We start from the raw sequence: 20,090 nt of genomic DNA on the forward strand, positions 1-20,090 counted from the left end.
GTGGTTTCATGCGTGCGCCGGCAACGTCCAGCGCCGCGGTTGCGAAAGTGTGGCAATGGCTGCACACGTTTTCTGTCTCTGTTTCGGGAGGAATCCATGCGCAGGCTTTCCGTGGCATTCGCCCTTCTGGCGCTGCTGGTGGTTCCAGCTGTGGCACCTGCGCAGAGCAGCACCTATCACTGGCACAACGTCGCCATCGGCGGCGGTGGCTTCGTCACCGGCCTGGTCTTCCACCCGCAACAGCAGGGCTTGCAGTACGCACGCACCGATATCGGTGGCGCCTACCGCTGGGACGCCGCGCAGCAGCGCTGGCAGCCCTTGCTGGACTGGATGGATGACAAAGACAAAGGCCGCTTCGGCGTGGAAAGCATGGCGGTGGATCCGTCCGATCCGCAGCGCCTGTACATGGCCGTTGGCACCTATCTGCATGCCCGTGGCAGCAACGGCAGCATCCTGCGTTCGCAGGACCAGGGCCGCAGCTTCCAGCGCACCGAACTGCCCTTCAAGATGGGTGGCAACGAGCTGGGCCGCGCCAATGGCGAACGCCTGGCGGTAGACCCGAACGACGGCAAGGTGCTGTTGTTTGGCACCCGCGCCAATGGCGTATGGCGCAGCGGCGACGGTGGCGTCAACTGGAGCGAGCTGGCTTCGTTCCCGGCCATCGCCCGTTCGGCAACGGCCAACAGCTGGAATGGCGAGCAGGCCATCGGCGTTGTCTTCGTCAATTTCGAGCCCACCAGCAATGGCGGAAGTGGCCCGTCGCGCACGGTCTATGCAGGCGTTTCTACGCAGGCGCTGTCGCTGTATCGCTCCGACGATGCAGGTGCCAGTTGGCAGGCAGTGGCGGGCCAGCCCACCGGTCTGCGCCCCAACCACATGGTGCGTGACAGCCTTGGCCGCTGGCTGTTGAGCTATGGCGACCAGCCCGGCCCGAACACGATGAACAACGGCGCGCTGTGGCGCTATGACCCGCGCGACGGTGGCTGGACCGACATCACCCCGGTCGCGCAATCCACCGATCTGGAAGGCGACGGGTTCGGCTGGGGTGCGGTAGCGGTAGACCCGCAGGACCCGCAACGCATTGTCGCCAGCACCTTCAATCGCTTCGCCCCGCATGACGACATCTTCCGCAGCGTGGACGGTGGACGCAGCTGGACTGCGCTGTCCAGCCGCGCCGACTTCGACCACGGCTTTGCACCGTGGACGGCGGAAGCGCGCCCGCACTGGATGGGGGTGCTGGCGATCGACCCGCACGAGCCGGGTCACCTGCAGTTCGTTACCGGCTACGGCATCTGGGATACGCGCGACCTGCGCAGTTTCGACGAAGGCAAGCGGCTGACGTGGCGCTTCCCGCTGGCCGGCTTCGAGGAAACCGTGCCGCTGGCGCTGCTCAGTCCGCCGCAGGGCGCGCACCTGGTCAGCGGCCTGGGTGACATCGATGGCTTCGTGCATGACGCACTCGACGTGCCGCAGCAGCGCTTCGCCGGCGTTCGCTATTCCAATACCGAAAGTCTTGCGTATGCGGGGCAGGCCCCGCAGCTGATGGTGCGTAGTGGCTACTTCCACGACCGTCCGCAAGGCGCGGTGCGTGGTGCCTGGTCCAGCGATGGCGGTCGCAGCTGGACGGCGATGGCCAGCGAACCACCCGATGGTGAAGGTGCCGGGCAGATGACATTGTCGGCCGATGGCCAGCGGGTGATCTGGCATACCCGCAAGGGCAGCCATTGGCTCAGCGCTGACAACGGCGCGCACTGGCAGGCGGTCAAGGGCTTGCCGGCCACCGCCGTGGTCGAAGCGGACAAGGTCGAGCCGGCCTTGTACTACGGCTTTGATGCCACCACCGGCGCGCTGTATATCAGCGGCGATGGCGGTGTTGAGTTCCAGCAGGCCAAGGGCGGCGCCGGCGCCATCGGCGATTGGTACGGCGCCGAGATCCGCCCCAATCCCTGGCGGTCGGGCCAGGTGTGGATCGCCGCCGGTTGGCGCGGCCTGCTGCAGTGGTCGCCAGGCAAATTGCAGCGCGTGCCCGGTGTCGACAACGTGCAATCGGTCGGACTTGGGAAGCCGGGTACGGACGGCGCGGCGCCGGTGCTGTATGTGTACGGCGATATTGCGGGCAAGCGCGGCCTGTACCGTTCCGACAACGGTGGCCAGCGTTGGCACCGCATCGACAACGACGCCCAGCGTTTTGCCGGCGTCATCCGCCACGTCACCGGTGATACGCGTATCCCCGGGCGTGTGTATTTCGGCACCGAAGGCCGGGGCATCTGGTACGGAGAACCGCAGTGAAGCAGCTGGTGTGGATGATGGGTCTGGCCTTGCTGGCCAACAGTGCGCAGGCGGTGGAGCTGCCGCGCGTGTTTGCCGATGGCATGGTGTTGCAGCGCGATCAGCCGTTACCGGTGTGGGGCAGGGCAGCACCCGGTGCACAGGTGCGTGTCGACTTCGCAGGCAAGCAGGCCACGGCGAAGGCCGACGCCAACGGCGATTGGCGCGCCGAGCTGCCGGCCTTGTCGGCCGGCGGTCCCTACACATTGCGGGTTGACGACAAGGCGGCGCCGGCACAGCTGAGCGACGTGTATGTCGGTGAGGTGTGGCTGGCCTCGGGCCAGTCCAACATGGAGTGGCCACTGGCGCAGACCGATGGCGCGGAGGCGGCCATTGCGGCGGCCAACGATCCGTTGATCCGCCATTTCAAGATCCCCAAGTCGTGGTCGGGCGCGCCGCAATGGCAGCTGGAGGGCGGCACGTGGTTGCCGGCCAATCCGAAGAATGCCGCGGAGTTTTCGGCGGTGGCGTACTACTTCGCCCAGCAGCTGCGCGCACGTACCGGCGTGGCGGTCGGCATCATCGACAGCACCTGGGGCGGCAGCACCATCGAAGCCTGGACCGATGCCGCCAACCAGGGTTTGGACAATGCCGCACTGGCGGCGCAGGCTGCGGCGCTGCGTGCTTCCGATACGCAGGCCCTGCAGCAGACCCATGCCAACCTGGCACGCTGGCCGCAGCTGCCGGCCGACGCCAGCCAGTGGCAACGCACCGAGCTGGACGAGGCCGAGTGGGCTGACATCAGCGCACCGGGCCTGTGGGAAACCCAGGGCTGGAATGGCATGGATGGCGTGGCCTGGTATCGCACCAGCTTCCAGCTCACCGCCGATGAAGCGGCAAAGGGCGTGACCCTTGGCGTGGGCCGCATCGACGACACCGACACCACCTGGGTCAATGGCCAGCAGGTCGGTGAGACCAAGCTGCAGTACAACCTCGCGCGTCGCTACGCGGTGCCTGCGTCGGCCCTGCATGCCGGCCTCAACCACGTTGCGGTACGCGTGCAGGACTTCGGCGGCGGCGGTGGCATCCATGGCGCGCCAAGCGAAGTATTCGTGCAGCCCAACGGCGCTGCCGAGCGCCCGCTGCAAGGCTGGAAGTTCCGCGTCGAGCGTGCCCAGGTGGCGCTGGTCGATGACAAGAACCAGCATCCGACGTTGCTGTTCAACGCGATGATCCATCCGCTGCAGGACTACGCGCTGCGCGGGGTGATCTGGTACCAGGGTGAATCCAATGCCAATACGCTGCCGCAGGCGCAGAAGTACCGCCAGCAGTTCCCGGCGTTGATCGCGCAGTGGCGCAAGCAGTGGCATGCGCCAACGCTGCCGTTCCTGTGGGTGCAGCTGGCACCGTTCTCGTCCGGCGCCGACCAGCGCGATGCCGACGATGTGGCCATCGAAAGCCCCTGGGCGCTGCTGCGCGAATCGCAGAGCGCCACGCTATCGGTGCCGGCAACGGCGCAGGCGGTGATCACCGACGTTGGAAACCTGGAGAACATCCACCCGGGCAACAAGCGCACGGTGGGCGAGCGCCTGGCGCTGGCCGCACGTCGGCAGGTCTACGGCGAAACCACGCTACTGGCATCGGGCCCTGTCCATGCCGGGCTGGAGGTGCGCGGCAGCAGCGTGCTGGTGTCATTCGAGCCGGGTGCCGGTGCGCTGCAGGTCAGTGGCGGCGGCGCGCTCAAGGGCTTTGAAGTGGCGGGCGATGACGGTCACTTCCATCCCGCACAGGCCCGCATCGAGGGCGACAAGGTGGTACTGCAAAGCGCTGCCGTCACCCACCCGCGTGCTGCCCGCTACGGCTGGAGCGACACCGTGCAGGGGGCCAACCTGGCCGGCGGCACGGGTCTTCCTGCATCCCCCTTCCGCAGCGAGCCATGACGGCCCGCGTTCCCCGCATGAAGCAATGAGGCAATGATCATGACGCAGTTTTCCACGCGCCATTTTTCCCGCAACGCCGGCCTGCTGGCTGCCGCCTTGGCCTTGCTGCTGGGCGCCTGCAGCGGTGCCGAGCCGGCCAGGGATGCAGGCAAGGCGCCGGCCGCGAGCGCCGCTGCGCCGGCTGCCGGCAACCCGTCGGCCAAGAGCACCGAGTTGCCGCGTGTTGTCACCGAGAACGGGCGCCATGCGCTGTTTGTCGATGGCAAGCCGTTCCTGATCCTGGGTGCGCAGGTCAACAATTCCAGCAATTACCCGCAAGCGCTGGACGATGTGTGGCCGGCGATCGAGGTGCTCAAGCCGAACACGGTGATGGTGCCGGTGGCATGGGAGCAGGTGGAAGCCAAGGAGGGCGAGTTCGATTTCTCCTTCGTCGATACCTTGTTGCAGCAGGCGCGCGAGAAGAAGGTCCGCCTGATCCTGCTGTGGTTCGCCACCTGGAAGAACAACGGCCCGAACTACGCGCCGGAGTGGGTGAAGCTGGACAACAACCGCTTCCCGCGCCTGCTCACCGCTGACGGCCGCACGCTGAACTCGATGTCCCCGCACGCGCAGGCCACGCTGGACGCGGACCGCAAGGCCTTCGTGCAGCTGATGCGTCACCTCAAGGCCAAGGACCCGCAGCACACCGTGATCATGGTGCAGCCGCAGAACGAGCCGGGCACCTATGGCAGCGTGCGTGACTTCTCGCCGCTGGCACAGAAGGACTTTGAAGCCGCCGTCCCCGAGGCCCTGCTGAAGAAGCTGGGCAAGCAGCCGGGTACCTGGCGCGAGGTGTTCGGCGCCGATGCCGATGAATTCTTCCACGCCTGGCATATCGCCCACTTCATCGACCAGGTCGCTGCGGCAGGCAAGGCCGAGTACAACCTGCCGATGCTGGTCAATGCCGCGCTGCGTGGCCCGTTCAATCCGTCGCAGCCGGGCCAGTACGCCAGCGGTGGCCCCACCGACAACGTGCTGGATGTCTACAAGGCCGCCGCGCCGCATATCGACATGCTGTCGCCGGACATCTACATGCCCGAGTACCGCATGTACACGACGGTGCTGGAACGTTACTCCCGCGCAGACAACCCGCTGTTCGTGGCCGAAACCGGCAACCGCGAGGAATATGCGCGTTACTTCTTCTCGGCGCTGGGCCAGCAGGCGATCGGCTGGTCGCCGTTCGGCATCGACTATTCCAAGTACTCCAACTTCCCGTTGGGTGCGCGTGCGATGAACCCGGAGACGCTGGAGCCGTTCGCGCTGAACTACCGGCTGGTCGGGCCGGCCGCCGATGTCATCGCCAAGGCCAGCTTCGAAGGCAAGGTACGTGCCACCGCCGAGCAGCCGGGCGAGCCGGTGCAGACCCTGAAGATCGACGACAAGTGGAATGCGGTGGTGACCTACGGCGTGCCGCAGTTCTGGTTCCAGGGTGAGCCGCCAGGCAACCCGGAACCGGTGGGGCGTGCGCTGGTGGTGCAGCTGGGTCCGGATGAATTCCTGCTCACCGGCGCGCACGCACGCATCAGCCTGGTTGCTGCCGACCCGGCGGTGGCTGACCGCCAGATCTACCGCTCGGTGGACGAGGGCACCTATGTCGACGGCGAATGGAAATTCCGCCGGCGCTGGAACGGTGACCAGACCGACTACGGCCTCAATTTCTCCAGTGCCCCGCAATTGCTGCGGGTAAAGCTGGCGACGTACTGATCCAAGGCATACAGCAAGGCGCCAGACAGGCGCCCCAACGGAGGGAGACCCAATGATGTTGCAGAACAAGCCCGCGCGCCTGCGCACCCGACTGCTGGTACTGGCCGTGGCTGCCGCGATGGCGCCGTTGGCCGGCGCGCAGACCGTGCAGAAGCAGGCCGATGGCGTGGTGGTGGCGCCCGCCGACGCCAAGGCCGCCAAGGTCCGCCTGCAGTTGGTGGACCAGAACATCATCCGCGTCAGCGCCGATGTCGACGGTGATTTTCAGCGCAGCACCAGCCTGATGCGCGTTGCCAACGCTGCGCCAGTGCCCAGCTTCGACGTCAGCCAGGATGCCAGTGCGGTCACCCTGAAGGCCGCCGGCATCTCCGCGCAGGTCGCCTTGGCCGATGGCCGCGTCAGCTTCTTCGACGCAGCCGGCAAGCCGTTGCTGGCAGAGTCGGCGGCGGCACGTGGCTTCACTGCCGAGCAGGTCGAAGGCAAGCCGATGTACAGCCTGCGCCAGCGCTTCGATTCGGTGGACGGCGAGGGCCTGTACGGCACCGGCCTGCACCAGCAGGGCTGGATGAACCTCAAGGGACGTGACGTCGAGCTGTTGCAGCACAATATCGACAACGCCATCCCCTACCTGATCTCCAGCCGTAACTACGGCATCCTCTGGGACAACAATTCGATCACCCGCTACGGTGATCCCAAGGGGCTGCGTCCGCTGCAGGAAGACCTGGTGGTCTACGACGCTGCCGGCAAGCCGGGTGCGTTCACCGCCACCTATTCGTTCGACGGCAAGCAGCGCGTGGTGCGCCGCGAGAACGAGATCAACTACCAGTACATCAAGGACCTGAAGGCCCTGCCGGCCGATGGCTGGAACACCGCGCAAGGCGGCCGCACCCAGGTGGTGTGGGAAGGTGCGATCGAAGCCAGGCAGGGCGGTCGCCACACGTTCTCGATGTACAACAGCGAGTACGCCAAGGTCTATGTCGACGGCAAGCTGGTGATCGACCGCTGGCGCCAGAACTGGAACCCCTGGCACCACGAATTCGCACTCGACCTGCAGCCGGGCCAGAAGCACCAGGTGAAGGTCGAATGGGATGCGATCGATCCGTCCTACATCGCCCTGCTGCACCGTGATCCGCTGCCGGCTGCCGAGGCGCAGGACCTGTCGATCTGGTCCGAGGCCGGGCAGATGATCGACTACTACGTGGTCGCCGGCGCCAATGCCGACGAACTGATCGCCGGCTACCGCGAGCTGACCGGCAAGGCCGTGCTGCTGCCGAAGTGGTCGTATGGCTTCTGGCAGAGCCGTGAGCGCTACAAGACCCAGGACGAGCTGACCGGCGCGCTGGACGAGTACCGCCGCCGCAAGCTGCCGATCGACGCCATCGTGCTCGACTGGTCGTACTGGCCGGAAGATGCCTGGGGCTCGCACGATTTCGACAGCAAGAACTTTCCTGACCCGACCGGCATGATCAAGCATGTGCATGACCAGCACGCGCAGATCATGATTTCGGTGTGGCCGAAGTTCTACCCGACCACCGCCAACTACAAGGAACTCGACGCTGCCGGTGCGATGTATCACCGCAACGTCGAAGTGGGCGAGCTGGACTGGATCGGCAAGGGCTACCTGAACTCGTTCTACGATCCGTACTCCAAGCAGGGCCGCGACATCTTCTGGCGCCAGGTCAACGAGAAGCTCAACAGCCGTGGCATCGATGCCTGGTGGCTGGATGCCTCCGAGCCCGACCTGCACAGCAATATCGACATCGGCGAGCGCAAGGCGCGTACCACCCCGACGGCGATCGGCTCATCGGTCGAGTATTTCAACTCGTATCCGCTGGTGCATTCGGAAGGCGTGTACGAAGGTTCGCGCGAGGTCGACCCGGACAAGCGCGTGTTCATCCTGTCGCGTGCCTACTTCGCTGGCCAGCAGCGCGCTGGTGCGGCGTTCTGGAGTGGCGACATCGTGCCGCGTTGGGACGATATGCGCGAGCAGATCTCCGGCCTGGTCAATGCCTCGATGGCGGGCGCGCCGAATGTCAGCTTCGATATCGGCGGCTTCGCACCGGAACAGCGTTTCATCGACAAGGACCCGGCGCACCTGCCGGAGTGGCGCGAAATGAGCCTGCGCTGGTTCCAGTACGGTGCCTTCGTGCCGGTGTTCCGCCTGCATGGCCAGTTCCCGTACCGCGAGATCTGGGAGATCGCACCGGAAGGCACGCCGCATTACGCCAGCTTCGTGCACTACCTGAAGCTGCGTTACACCTTGCTGCCCTACATCTACACGCTGGCTGGCGACACCTGGCAGAAGGACGGCACCATCCTGCGTGCGATGGCGATGGACTTCCCGGCTGATCCCAAGGTCCGCGACATCGCCGACCAGTACCTGTTTGGCCCGGCCTTCCTGGTCGCGCCGGTGACCGAGTTCAAGGCCACCAGCCGCCAGGTCTACCTGCCGGCTGGCACCAGCTGGATCGACTTCAACACCGGTGAACGTCACGACGGTGGCCAGACCATCACTGCCGCCGCGCCGCTGGAGCGCAGCCCGTTGTTCGTGCGCGCCGGTTCCATCGTGCCGCGCACCGTGGTCCAGCAGTACGTGGACGAGCAGCCCAACGCGCCGGTGACCCTCGAGGTCTACACCGGTGCCGATGGCAGCTTCTCGCTGTACGAGGACAACGGCCGCAACTACGGCTATGAGCGCGGTCAGTCCAGCCGCATCCCGCTGCAATGGGATCAGGCCAAGGGCGTGCTGAGCATCGGCGCGCGCGAGGGCAGCTACCCGGGCATGCAGGAGCGTCGCGAACTGCGCGTGCGCTGGGTCGATGGCCCGCGTGACGGCATTGGCGAACTGGAACCCAAGGCTGATGTCGTGATCCGCTACGACGGCAAGGCGCAGAGCGTCTCGCGGCCGGCGGCACGGTGACAGACGGCGCATAGATCGGCATTATGGAAACCGGTGGACATTTTCGCTTGGGAGGGCCGCGATGGACGCTGTAGCCGGTCCGTGCCCGATGGTCGGGATGGCCACTGAAACCGCCGGGCTGGTACAGCCCGGCCGCCGTGCGCTGTTCAAGGGCGCAGCGGCAGCGCTGGCCGTCGGCAACCTGCCGATGGCCGGCATGCTGCATGCGGCGACGCCGGAAGCGCCGGCGCCTGCTGCCGATCTGCTGTGGTACCGGCAACCGGCCCGCAACTGGGTGGAGGCCTTGCCGCTGGGCAATGGCCGGCTCGGTGCGATGGTGTTCGGCGGCGTCGCCAACGAACGCCTGCAACTCAATGAAGACACGCTCTACGCGGGCGGGCCGTACAACGCCATCAACCCGGGGGCGCGCGACAACGTCCAGCGTGTGCGCGACCTGGTTTTTGCCGGCGACTACGTGGCCGCCGAAGCGCTGGCCAACGAGACGCTGATCTCGCGGCCGGTCAAACAGATGCCGTATCAGCCGTTGGGCAACCTGTGGCTGGAGTTCCACCGGCTCGAAGGCATCAGCGATTACCGCCGCGAACTGGATCTGGATGCAGCCATCGTCCGCACCGGCTTTCGCGCCGGCGCTGCCCAGCATCGCCGCGAGGTGTTCATCTCGCCGGTCGATCAATGCCTGGTGCTGCGCTACACGGTGGAAGCGGGTGAGCCGATGGGCGGCTTCATCCGTACCGCCAACGAACATGCCACCACGACAACCGCCAGCGAGGACGGTTGGCTGGTCAGCGGCCACAACGTGGCGCGCGATGGCGTGCCGGGCAAGCTGCGCTTTGCCTTCCGCGTCGCGGTGCGGCAGACCGGCGGCACACTGCGCATCAGCCCCGATCACATCGCCTTTGATGGCGTGCGCGAGCTGGAGCTGCGCCTGGTCGCGGCCACCAGCTACCGCGACTTCGATGATGTCAGCGGCGATCCCGAGGCGATTACCGCTGCGCAGCTGGCCGCCGCCTCCGCCAAGAGCGTAGCGCAGCTCAAGGACGATCACCTCGCCGAGCATCGGCGGCTGTACCGGCGCATGCAGCTGCAGCTCGGCCACGCCGCCGCCGCCGACAAACCCACCGACGAACGCATCGCCGCCTTTGCCAGCGGCGATGACCCGGCCCTGATCGCGCTGTACCACGCCTATGCGCGTTACCTGTTGATCTGCAGCTCGCGCCCCGGCACCCAGCCAGCCAACCTGCAGGGCATCTGGAACGATCTGATGGACCCGCCGTGGGAGAGCAAGTACACGCTCAACATCAACACGCAGATGAACTACTGGCCGGCTGAAGCCGCCGCATTGCCCGAATGCGTGCAGCCGTTGCACGACATGATCGAGGCACTGGCGCGCACCGGTGCGGTCACTGCGCGGCAGATGTACGGCGTCGATGGCTGGGTGGTGCACAACAATACCGATCTGTGGCGGGTCAGCACGCCGCCCGACGGCGCGCAGTGGGCGCTGTGGCCGACCGGTGGCGCCTGGCTGCTGCAACAGTTGTGGGATCGCTGGGACTATGGCCGCGACCCCGACTACCTGCGCCGGATATGGCCGTTGTTCAAAGGTGCGGCGCTGTTCTTCGTGCAGACCCTGCAACGCGATCCGAGTACCGGCCATCAAGTCACGGTGCCGTCGATCTCGCCGGAGAACCAGCACCCACATGGCGCTGCAATCTGTGCCGGGCCGACCATGGATGCCCAGCTGCTGCGCGACCTGTTCGGCCAATGCATCGAAGCGGCGCGGCTGCTGGATACCGACCACGACCTTGCCGCGCAATTGGACACGCTGCGCGCGCAACTGCCACCCAACCGGATTGGCCGTGCCGGCCAGCTGATGGAATGGCAGCAGGACTGGGACATGCAGGCGCCGGAGCTGCATCACCGGCATATCTCGCAGCTGTACGGCCTGCACCCGTCTAGCCAGATCAATCGCCGCGATACCCCGGGACTCAGCGCTGCCGCGCGCCGCTCGCTGGAACTGCGCGGCGACGAGGCCACCGGCTGGGGCATCGCCTGGCGCCTGAACGTCTGGGCGCGGCTGGGCGAAGGCCAGCGTTGCCTGCAGATCCTGCGCCTGTTGCTGGCGCCGCAGCGCAGCTATCCAAACCTGTTTGATGCGCACCCGCCGTTCCAGATCGACGGCAACTTCGGCGGCGCCGCCGGCATCGTCGAGATGCTGGTGCAGAGCTGGGGCGGGTCGGTATTCCTGTTGCCGGCACTGCCTGCTGAGCTGCCGCAGGGCAGCGTGCGTGGTCTGCGCGTGCGCAATGCGGCTGTGCTGGATATGCAGTGGCGCGCAGGCCAACTGCAGCAGGTGAGCCTGCTGGCCGAACGCGGCGGCGCGTTCACCCTCGTCTACCAAACCCACGAACTGAAACTGGACCTGCATGCAGGGCAGCGCATCAGCGCGCAACTGCATGAAGGTCAATGGAGCATTGCATGAACAACTTCCTGTCCGCTGAGTGCGCAGCATGAGCGTCGTTGCCGGTATCGATGCAGGCACGCAGAGCCTGAAAGTCGTGATCTACGACGCCGCGCAACGGCAGCTGCTGGCCAGCGCCAGCGCGCCACTGGAGCTGCACAGCGCCGATGACGGCAGCCGCGAGCAGGACCCGGCTGCGTGGGTGGCGGCAATGGAAGACTGCTTTGCGCGCATCGACCCGCAACTGCGGCTGCAGGTACAAGCGCTGGCGGTGTCGGGCCAGCAGCACGGCTTTGTCGCACTGGATGCCGACGGCCAGGTCCTGGCACCGGCCAAGCTGTGGTGCGATACCAGCAGCAGTGCCGAGTGCGCGCAGATCATGGACGCCGTCGGCGGCGCGCAGCACTGCATCGAACTGGCGGGCAATCCCATCCTGGCCGGCTATACCGCGTCCAAGTTGCCGTGGACGGCCAAGCACCGGCCCGATGCATACGCAAAGCTGGCGCATATCCTGCTGCCGCACGACTACCTCAACTTCGTGTTGACCGGGCAGTACTACTGTGAGTACGGCGACGCCTCGGGCACTGGCTGGCTGGATGTGCGCACGCGCCAGTGGTCGCCGCAGCTGCTCAAGGCCACCGATCCGAACCGTGACCTGGGCCAGTGCCTGCCGCCGTTGGTTGATGCCGATGCCTTGTTCGATATCGCACCGGCCATGGCCGCGCGCCTTGGCCTGGCAAACACGGTGAAAGTGGGCGCCGGTGGCGGCGACAACATGATGGCGGCGATCGGTACTGGCTGCGTGGCACCGGGCAAGCTGGCGATGAGCCTGGGCACCTCGGGCACGCTGTTCGCCAGCTCCGATGTGCCGGTGGTGGATCCGGCGGGGGCGTGGGCGGCGTTCTGTTCGTCCAGTGGCGGCTGGTTGCCGTTGATCTGCACGATGAACTGCACGGTGGCCACCGAGCAGGTGGCGCGCATGTTCGGCTTCAGCAGCCGCGAGGGTGATGCGCATATCGCGGCCACGCCGCCGGGCGCCGATGGCCTGTTGATGCTGCCCTTCCTCAATGGCGAGCGCACCCCGGACCTGCCGCTGGGCAAGGGCGTGCTGGCCGGCCTGGATGCGCACACCATGAATGCCTCGCACTTCTATCGCGCGGCGATGGAAGGAGCCACCTACGCGCTGAAGTACGGCTTTGATGCCTTCGTCGTCGCCGGCATGCAGTTCGGCCGCATCGTGCTGACCGGCGGTGGCTCCAACAGCCCGGCATGGCGGCAGATGATTGCCGATGTATTCGGTCTGCCGGTGGAGGTACCGCAGCAGGCCGAAGGTGCCGCCTTCGGCGCCGCATTGCAGGCGCTGTGGGCGCTGCAGCGCAGCGCCGGCAACGACGTTTCACTGGCCGCCGTGGCGGCCACCCATGTAACCCCCGCCGCTGCCGCCACCACGCCCGATCCGGCGCGTGCGGCGGCCTATGCGGCGGCCTACCAGCGTTACCTGCAGCACCTGCAAGCCGTCATGCCGCTGTACCGCGGTTGATTATTTCCCCGTAAGTCGACACAGGAATTCGCACCATGAGCAAGCAGCCCTTCATTGGCGCCACCGAGTATTTCCCCGGCATCGGCCAGATCCCGTTCGAGGGTCGTGGTTCGGACAATCCGTTGGCGTTCAAGGTCTATGACGCGGACAAGGTGATCGGTGGCAAGACCATGCGCGAACACCTGCGCTTTGCCGCCTGCTACTGGCATACCTTCTGCAATGCCGGCGCCGATCCGTTCGGCCCGGGTACGCGCCGCTTCCCGTGGGAGAAGGGCGAGGCCATGGCCACCGCCGAAGCCAAGGTTGACGCCGCGTTCGAATTTTTCACCAAGCTCGGCGTGCCGTATTACTGCTTCCACGATGTGGACATGGCACCGGATGCCGACGACATCGGCACCTACGAAAAGAACCTCAAGCATGTCGTCGCCCTGGCCAAGGAACGCCAGCAGGCTACCGGCGTCAAGCTGCTGTGGGGCACGGCCAATCTGTTCTCGCACCCGCGCTACATGAACGGTGCCGCCACCAACCCGGACTTCAACGTGGTCAGCCGCGCCGCCGTGCAGGTCAAGGCCGCGCTGGAAGCCACGGTTGAACTGGGCGGCGAGCACTACGTGTTCTGGGGCGGCCGCGAAGGTTATGCCTGCCTGCACAACACCGACATGAAGCGCGAGCTGGAACACTTCGCCCGCTTCCTGACCGCTGCACGTGACTACGGTCGCAGCATTGGTTTCAACGGCAAGTTCTTCATTGAACCCAAGCCGATGGAACCGATGAAGCACCAGTATGATTTCGACTCCGCCACGGTCTCCGGCTTCCTCAATGCGCATGGTCTGCAGAACGACTTCATGCTGAATATCGAAGCCAACCACGCGACCCTGTCCGGCCACACCTTCGAACACGACCTGCAGGTCGCGTCGGACCACGGCCTGCTCGGCAGCATCGATGCCAACCGCGGCAATGCACAGAATGGCTGGGATACCGATCAGTTCCCGACCGACCTGTACGACACCGTCGGCGCGATGCTGGTGGTGCTGCGCCAGGGCGGCCTGGTCGGTGGCCTGAACTTCGATGCCAAGCCGCGTCGTGAGTCCACCGATATGGAAGACCTGTTCATTGCGCACATCGGCGGCATGGATGCGTTCGCACGTGGCCTGGAAGTGGCCCATGGCCTGCTCAACGATTCGCCGTGGGAACAGTGGCGCAGCCAGCGCTACGCAAGCTTCGATGCCGGCGCCGGCAAGGACTTTGCCAGCGGCAAGCTGGGCCTGGCGGATCTGGCCAGGCTGGCGGCCGGCAACGGCGAGCCGGTGCAGGCCAGTGGCAAGCAGGAACGTTACGAGAATCTGCTCAACCAATACCTGCTGCGCTGAGCATCAGGCCGAACGACATAACCAGACAGAGAGGGCGAGGGGATGGTGCAGTCAGCAGCAAACAAGGAAAACACCGCGCTGATCATTTTGATCAGCGTGGTGGCGACGATAGGCGGGTTCCTGTTCGGCTTCGACAGTGGCGTGATCAACGGCACGGTCGATGGCTTGAAGCAGGCCTTTGGTTCCACCGAAGCGCAGTTGGGCTTCGAGGTGGCGTCGATGCTGCTGGGCTGCGCGGTCGGTGCGTTCTTCGCCGGCCGGCTGGCGGATCGTTGGGGGCGGCGCTCGGTGTTGATCATCTCGGCGGTACTGTTCCTGCTGTCGGCGCTGGGCGCCGGCGCAGCGACCAACTCGCTGCTGTTCATCGCCGCGCGTCTGGTCGGTGGCTTTGCGGTGGGTGCGGCCAGCGTGATGTCGCCGGCCTATATCGCCGAGGTCGCCCCGGCCCGCTACCGTGGCCGCCTGGCCACGGTGCAGCAGATCGCGATCATCTCCGGCCTGTTTGCTGCCTTCCTCAGCAATTATCTGTTGGCCAAGGCCGCAGGTACCTCGACCGAGCCACTGTGGGCCGGTCAGGCGGCGTGGCGCTGGATGTTCTGGATGCAGGTGATTCCTTCGGCACTGTTCCTGGTGCTGCTGCTGGCCATCCCGGAAAGCCCGCGCTACCTGGTGGTCAAGCGTCGCAAGGATGAAGCACTGGCGGTGCTGACGCGCCTGTTCGGTGCCGAGCAGGCTTCGGCCACGCTGGTCGAGATCGATGCCTCGCTGTCGCAGGACCATCACCGTCCGCAGCTGTCCGACCTGATCGACAAGGCCACCCGCAAGATCCGCCCGATCGTGTGGGTGGGTATCGGCCTGGCGGTGTTCCAGCAGCTGGTCGGCATCAACGTGGTGTTCTATTACGGCGCGGTGCTGTGGCAGGCGGTGGGCTTCTCCGAGAGCGATGCGCTGCTGATCAATGTGCTGTCCGGTGCGCTGAGTATTGGTGCCTGCATCGTGACCGTGTTGCTGGTCGACAAGATCGGCCGCAAGCCGCTGCTGTGGGTGGGTTCGGCCGGTATGTCGGTCGCCCTGGCGTTGGTGGTGTACGCCTTTGCCAGCGGCTCCATGGTTGATGGTCACCTGCAGCTGCCCGGCCACATGGGCACCTTGGCGTTGGTTGCGGCCAATGCCTACGTGGTGTTTTTCAACGTGTCCTGGGGCCCGGTGATGTGGGTAATGCTGGGTGAGATGTTCCCCAACCAGATCCGTGGTTCGGCGCTGGCCGTGGCCGGTGCCGCGCAGTGGACTGCCAACTTCCTTGTCACCGTGACCTTCCCGATGCTGCTGGCCGGCATTGGCTTGGCGTCCACCTACAGCATCTACCTGGTGTCGGCGGTGATCTCGGTGTTCTTTGTGGTCAAGTTCGTGCGCGAGACCAAGGGTCGTTCGCTCGAGCAGATGGAGGGTTGATGATGACGACAATGTTCTCGAACCGACGCGTCGCCCTGGTCGGCGCCCTGGCGCTGGCCCTGCTGGCGGGTTGCAATGGAAGCGACAAGGCCGCGCCGCAGGCGCCGGCCAAGGCCGATGCCGCCTATGACGGCACCATCCATCCCGACCAGTGGCCGAGCGTGGCCTGGCCGCTGGCGGAGGATCCGGCGCTGGAAAAGCGCGTCAACGATCTGCTGGCGACGATGACGCTGGAAGAAAAGGTCGGTCAGCTGGTGCAGGGCGACCTCGGCAGCATCACCCCGGAAGACGTGCGCAAGTACCGGCTGGGTTCGATCCTGGCCGGCGGCAGCTCCGACCCGGGCGGCAAGTACAACGCGCCGGCCAAGGATTGGTTGAAGGTGGCCGATGACTTCTGGGCGGCATCGATGGATACCAGCGGCGGTGGCAAGGCCATCCCGCTGCTGTTCGGCATTGATGCCATGCATGGCCAGAGCAATGTGGTGGGTGCGACGCTGTTCCCGCACAACGTAGGCCTGGGTGCAACCCGCAACGCCGAGCTGCAGCGCCGCATCGGTGAGATCACCGCCGCGGAAACGCGTGCCACCGGCATGGAGTGGGCTTTCGCACCGACCGTGGCGGTGCCGCAGGACGTGCGTTGGGGCCGTGCCTATGAAGGCTATTCGGAGAACCCGCAGGTGGTGGCCGAGTTTGCCGCGGCGATGGTCGAAGGCCTGCAGGGCAAGGTCGGCGCCGCCGACTTCCTCGACGACAAGCACGTGATGGTATCGGTCAAGCACTACCTGGGCGACGGTGGCACCACCGATGGCAAGGACCAGGGCGATACCCAGGTCAGCGAGGCCGAACTGCGTGACGTGCATGCAGCCGGTTATGTCACCGCGATCAAGGCCGGTGCGCAGTCGGTGATGGCCTCGTTCAACAGCTTCCACGGCACCAAGATGCATGGCCACAAGCCGCTGCTGACCGACGTGCTGAAGGGCCGCATGAACTATGGCGGCTTCGTGGTCGGCGACTGGAATGGCCACGGCCAGATCCCGGGCTGCAGCACCACCGATTGCCCGGCAACCTATGACGCCGGGCTGGACATGGCCATGGCCACCGATAGCTGGAAGGGCATGTACGAAACGACGATTGCCGCGGTGAAGGACGGCAAGCTGTCGATCGAGCGCGTGGATGACGCTGTGCGCCGCATCCTGCGGGTCAAGTTCCGCATGCACCTGTTCGATGCGCCCCGGCCCTCGCAGCGTGCGCTGGGCGGCAAGTTCGAACTGCTGGGTGCGCCGGAGCATCGTGCGGTTGCGCGGCAGGCGGTGCAGGAGTCGCTGGTGTTGTTGAAGAACAACAACGGCATCCTGCCGCTGCGCACGCAGCAGCATGTGCTGGTGGCCGGTGACGGCGCCGACAACATCGGCAAGCAGGCCGGTGGCTGGACCTTGAACTGGCAGGGCACCGGCACCCAGCGTGCCGACTTCCCCAACGCCGACACGATCTGGCAAGGCCTGCAGCGTGGCGTCAGTGCCGGCGGTGGCAGTGCCGAGCTGGCGGTTGATGGCAAGTACAAGACCAAGCCGGACGTGGCCATCGTGGTGTTCGGCGAAGAGCCTTATGCCGAGTTCCAGGGGGATATCCCCAACCTGCTGTACAAGCCGGGCAACGATGCCGACCTGGAACTGCTCAAGCGCCTGAAGGCCGACGGCATTCCGGTGGTGGCGGTGTTCATCAGCGGTCGCCCGTTGTGGATGAACCGCGAGATCAACGCCGCCGATGCCTTCGTCGCCGCCTGGTTGCCGGGCTCGGAAGGTGCGGGTGTGGCCGATGTGTTGCTGCGCAAGCCTGATGGCAGCGTGGACCACGACTTCAAGGGCAAGCTCAGCTTCTCCTGGCCGCGCACTGCGCTGGATTCAGCCGTCAACAAGCCGGGCCACAACCCGCTGTACAAGTTCGGCTACGGCCTGACCTATGCCGACAAGGGCGATGTTGCGGCCTTGCCGGAAGTGTCCGGTGTAAGCGGTGAGCAGGCGGGCAGTGGCGTTTACTTCGCCAAGGGCCGGCCGTCGTTGGGTCTGGCCTTGCAGCTGTCCAGCGCGACGCAGCCGGATATGCCGGCCACCACCGTGCCGACCGTGTTGGCCGATGGCACCTTGCGGATGACCGCGGTTGATCACAAGGCGCAGGAAGATGCGCGTCGCCTGCAATGGTCCGGTACGGCGCCGGCCAAGCTGGCCCTGATTGCAGCGGCACCGCTGGATGTCACCCGCCAGAGCAATGGCGATGTGCAGTTGCAGCTGACCCTGCGTCGCGACAGCGACCTCAAGGCACCGCTGTGGGTTGGCGTTGGCTGCGGTGAAGGCTGCGCGGCCAAGGTGGATCTGCAATCCACGCTGTCGGCGATTCCGGCTGGCAAGTGGACGGTGGTTGGCGTGCCGCTCAAGTGCTTTGCAGTAGCGGGCGCTGACCTGTCCAAGCTGCAACGCGCCACCGAGCTGGAGACTGCTGCCGTTGTGGATATGTCGGTATCGCGAATCGCGCTTGGCGCCGCCGGCGAGGCCGAGGTAAACGTGGACTGCGCTACACGCTGAGGGGTGATGGCGTCGGCACGGAGGGTGCCGACGCTCTGATTGGTCTTGGCCTTTGGGGGCCGGTAGCGGAAGGGCGCAGGACGGCGCCCTTCTCGATGCATTGCAGGGAATCGACAGATGGGACTGGGAACACTGGATATCACGATCGTGCTGGTCTACCTGGCCGGCATCTTCGTGCTGGCGCAATGGGTATCGCGCGAGAAAGCCGGCCATAGCAAGGACGCCAAGGATTACTTCCTGGCCAGCAAATCGCTGCCGTGGTGGGCGATTGGCGCATCCTTGATCGCGGCCAATATTTCCGCCGAGCAGATCATCGGCATGTCCGGCTCGGGCTATGCGATTGGTCTTGCAGTGGCGTCCTACGAATGGATGGCGGCGCTGACCTTGCTGATCGTTGGCAAGTGGTTCCTGCCGGTATTCCTGCGCAATGGCATCTACACCATGCCGCAGTTCCTGGAGCAGCGTTACGGCAGCCGCATCCGCACGGTGATGGCGGTGTTCTGGCTGGGCCTGTACGTGTTCGTCAACGTCACCTCGATCCTGTGGCTGGGCGCGGTGGCGGTGAACCAGGTCACCGGCATGGACCAGATGACTGCGGTGGTGCTGATCGGCGTGTTCGCGCTGCTCTACCAGTTGTACGGTGGGCTGAAGGCGGTGGCGCTGACCGATATCGTGCAGGTCACCTTGCTGGTGCTGGGCGGTCTGCTTGTCGCCGGCCTGACCTTGAACCAGTTGGGCGATGGCGCCGGCATCGTCGCCGGTTTCAACAAGCTGTGGCAGGCACAGCCGGGTCATTTTGAAATGATCCTCAGCAAGGACAACCCGTTCTACAAGGATCTGCCGGGCCTGAGCGTGCTGCTGGGCGGGCTGTGGATCATGAACATCAGCTACTGGGGCTTCAACCAGTACATCATCCAGCGCGCACTGGCGGCGAAGGATATCGGCGAGGCGCAGAAGGGCGTGCTGTTTGCTGCGTTCCTGAAGTTGCTGATGCCGGTGATCGTGGTGTTGCCGGGTATTGCCGCGGTCATGCTGGCGCCGGACCTGAGCAAGCCCGACCAGGCCTACCCGACGATGATGCGCATGCTGCCCACCGGCATTCTTGGTCTGGTGTTTGCCGCGCTGGTGGCGGCGATCGTGGCCTCGCTGGCATCGAAGATCAACTCGGTGGCGACGATTTTCACTTTGGACTTCTACGCCAAGCGCAAGCCCGAGGCCGATCAGGCCACGTTGGTGCGGGTGGGGCGCGTGGCGGCAGTGGTCGCGGTGGTGCTGGGCATTCTTGCGGCCAAGCCCTTGCTGGGCAGCTTTGACCAGGCCTTCCAGTACATCCAGGAATACACCGGCTTCTTCACCCCGGGCATCGTGGTGATCTTCATGCTGGGCCTGTTCTGGAAGCGTGCCAATGAGGCCGGTGCCTTGTCGGCGGCGATTGGTTCGTTCGTGCTGTCGATCGTATTGAAGCTGGCTTGGCCGGCGCTGCCCTTCATTGACCGCGTCGGCCTGGTGTTCCTGTTGGCGCTGGCATTGGCGGTGGTGGTATCGCTGCTGACCCCGGCCGCGCCGCAGAAGGACATCATCAACACCCGTGACGTGGACTACAGCACGGGCACGGTGTTCAACCTGGGTGCGGTAGCGGTCAGTGCGATTCTGATCGCCTTGTACGCCGTGTTCTGGTGAGTTGAGTGGTTAGCCCCTCTCCCATCGGGAGAGGGGTTGGGGAGAGGGGAAGCTGCGGTGCGCTGAGCAGAAGCCAAGCGCAAAGCTGCCCTCATCCGCCCCGTAGGGGCGGATGAGGGCGCTCCTCGCTTCTCGCGCGA

At 65.6% G+C, this 20,090-nt stretch carries 10 protein-coding genes; all 10 read left to right on the forward strand.

What is annotated here, in order from left to right; translation table 11 throughout:
• The first annotated feature begins 96 nt into the window (after positions 1 to 96).
• On the forward strand, positions 97 to 2,289 hold the full coding sequence (locus tag RT460_RS07935; protein WP_313318257.1) for a cellulase: 2,193 nt from the start codon (positions 97 to 99) through the stop codon (positions 2,287 to 2,289).
• 14 nt (positions 2,290 to 2,303) lie between these two features.
• On the forward strand, positions 2,304 to 4,208 hold the full coding sequence (locus RT460_RS07940) for a sialate O-acetylesterase (RefSeq protein ID WP_313318324.1): 1,905 nt from the start codon (positions 2,304 to 2,306) through the stop codon (positions 4,206 to 4,208).
• A gap of 39 nt (positions 4,209 to 4,247) precedes the next feature.
• A complete protein-coding gene (locus RT460_RS07945) occupies positions 4,248 to 5,951 on the forward strand; it encodes a DUF5597 domain-containing protein (RefSeq protein WP_313318258.1) in 1,704 nt (567 codons plus the stop codon).
• Positions 5,952 to 6,006: 55 nt separating this feature from the next.
• Positions 6,007 to 8,871 carry a TIM-barrel domain-containing protein gene (locus RT460_RS07950; protein ID WP_313318259.1) on the forward strand — a complete coding sequence of 955 codons (2,865 nt, stop codon included), beginning with the start codon at positions 6,007 to 6,009 and terminating at the stop codon, positions 8,869 to 8,871.
• 61 nt (positions 8,872 to 8,932) lie between these two features.
• The gene (locus tag RT460_RS07955; protein ID WP_345785082.1) at positions 8,933 to 11,350 is read left to right on the forward strand and encodes a glycoside hydrolase family 95 protein; all 2,418 of its coding nucleotides are present in this window, start codon (positions 8,933 to 8,935) and stop codon (positions 11,348 to 11,350) included.
• A gap of 28 nt (positions 11,351 to 11,378) precedes the next feature.
• Positions 11,379 to 12,869 carry a xylulokinase gene (gene xylB, locus RT460_RS07960; RefSeq protein WP_313318260.1) on the forward strand — a complete coding sequence of 497 codons (1,491 nt, stop codon included), beginning with the start codon at positions 11,379 to 11,381 and terminating at the stop codon, positions 12,867 to 12,869.
• Between the two features lie 35 nt (positions 12,870 to 12,904).
• Positions 12,905 to 14,239 carry a xylose isomerase gene (xylA, locus tag RT460_RS07965; RefSeq protein ID WP_313318261.1) on the forward strand — a complete coding sequence of 445 codons (1,335 nt, stop codon included), beginning with the start codon at positions 12,905 to 12,907 and terminating at the stop codon, positions 14,237 to 14,239.
• A gap of 42 nt (positions 14,240 to 14,281) precedes the next feature.
• Positions 14,282 to 15,691 carry a sugar porter family MFS transporter gene (locus RT460_RS07970; RefSeq protein WP_313318262.1) on the forward strand — a complete coding sequence of 470 codons (1,410 nt, stop codon included), beginning with the start codon at positions 14,282 to 14,284 and terminating at the stop codon, positions 15,689 to 15,691.
• On the forward strand, positions 15,691 to 18,270 hold the full coding sequence (locus RT460_RS07975) for an exo 1,3/1,4-beta-D-glucan glucohydrolase (RefSeq protein WP_313318263.1): 2,580 nt from the start codon (positions 15,691 to 15,693) through the stop codon (positions 18,268 to 18,270). Before RT460_RS07970 ends, RT460_RS07975 begins: the two co-directional genes overlap by 1 nt.
• A gap of 117 nt (positions 18,271 to 18,387) precedes the next feature.
• Positions 18,388 to 19,950 carry a sodium/sugar symporter gene (locus RT460_RS07980; RefSeq protein WP_313318264.1) on the forward strand — a complete coding sequence of 521 codons (1,563 nt, stop codon included), beginning with the start codon at positions 18,388 to 18,390 and terminating at the stop codon, positions 19,948 to 19,950.
• Positions 19,951 to 20,090: the final 140 nt, after the last annotated feature.

Source organism: Stenotrophomonas sp. (assembly GCF_032061965.1).
Classification (GTDB): Bacteria; Pseudomonadota; Gammaproteobacteria; order Xanthomonadales; family Xanthomonadaceae; genus Stenotrophomonas.

Bases quoted from the DNA above. Each gene is read 5' to 3' on its own strand.
- RT460_RS07955 (WP_345785082.1), top strand. From the start codon at position 8,933: ATGGACGCTGTAGCCGGTCCGTGCCCGATGGTCGGGATGGCCACTGAA.
- RT460_RS07945 (WP_313318258.1), top strand. From the start codon at position 4,248: ATGACGCAGTTTTCCACGCGCCATTTTTCCCGCAACGCCGGCCTGCTG.
- RT460_RS07950 (WP_313318259.1), top strand. From the start codon at position 6,007: ATGTTGCAGAACAAGCCCGCGCGCCTGCGCACCCGACTGCTGGTACTG.
- xylB (WP_313318260.1), top strand. From the start codon at position 11,379: ATGAGCGTCGTTGCCGGTATCGATGCAGGCACGCAGAGCCTGAAAGTC.
- RT460_RS07935 (WP_313318257.1), top strand. From the start codon at position 97: ATGCGCAGGCTTTCCGTGGCATTCGCCCTTCTGGCGCTGCTGGTGGTT.
- xylA (WP_313318261.1), top strand. From the start codon at position 12,905: ATGAGCAAGCAGCCCTTCATTGGCGCCACCGAGTATTTCCCCGGCATC.
- RT460_RS07980 (WP_313318264.1), top strand. From the start codon at position 18,388: ATGGGACTGGGAACACTGGATATCACGATCGTGCTGGTCTACCTGGCC.
- RT460_RS07975 (WP_313318263.1), top strand. From the start codon at position 15,691: ATGATGACGACAATGTTCTCGAACCGACGCGTCGCCCTGGTCGGCGCC.
- RT460_RS07940 (WP_313318324.1), top strand. From the start codon at position 2,304: ATGATGGGTCTGGCCTTGCTGGCCAACAGTGCGCAGGCGGTGGAGCTG.
- RT460_RS07970 (WP_313318262.1), top strand. From the start codon at position 14,282: ATGGTGCAGTCAGCAGCAAACAAGGAAAACACCGCGCTGATCATTTTG.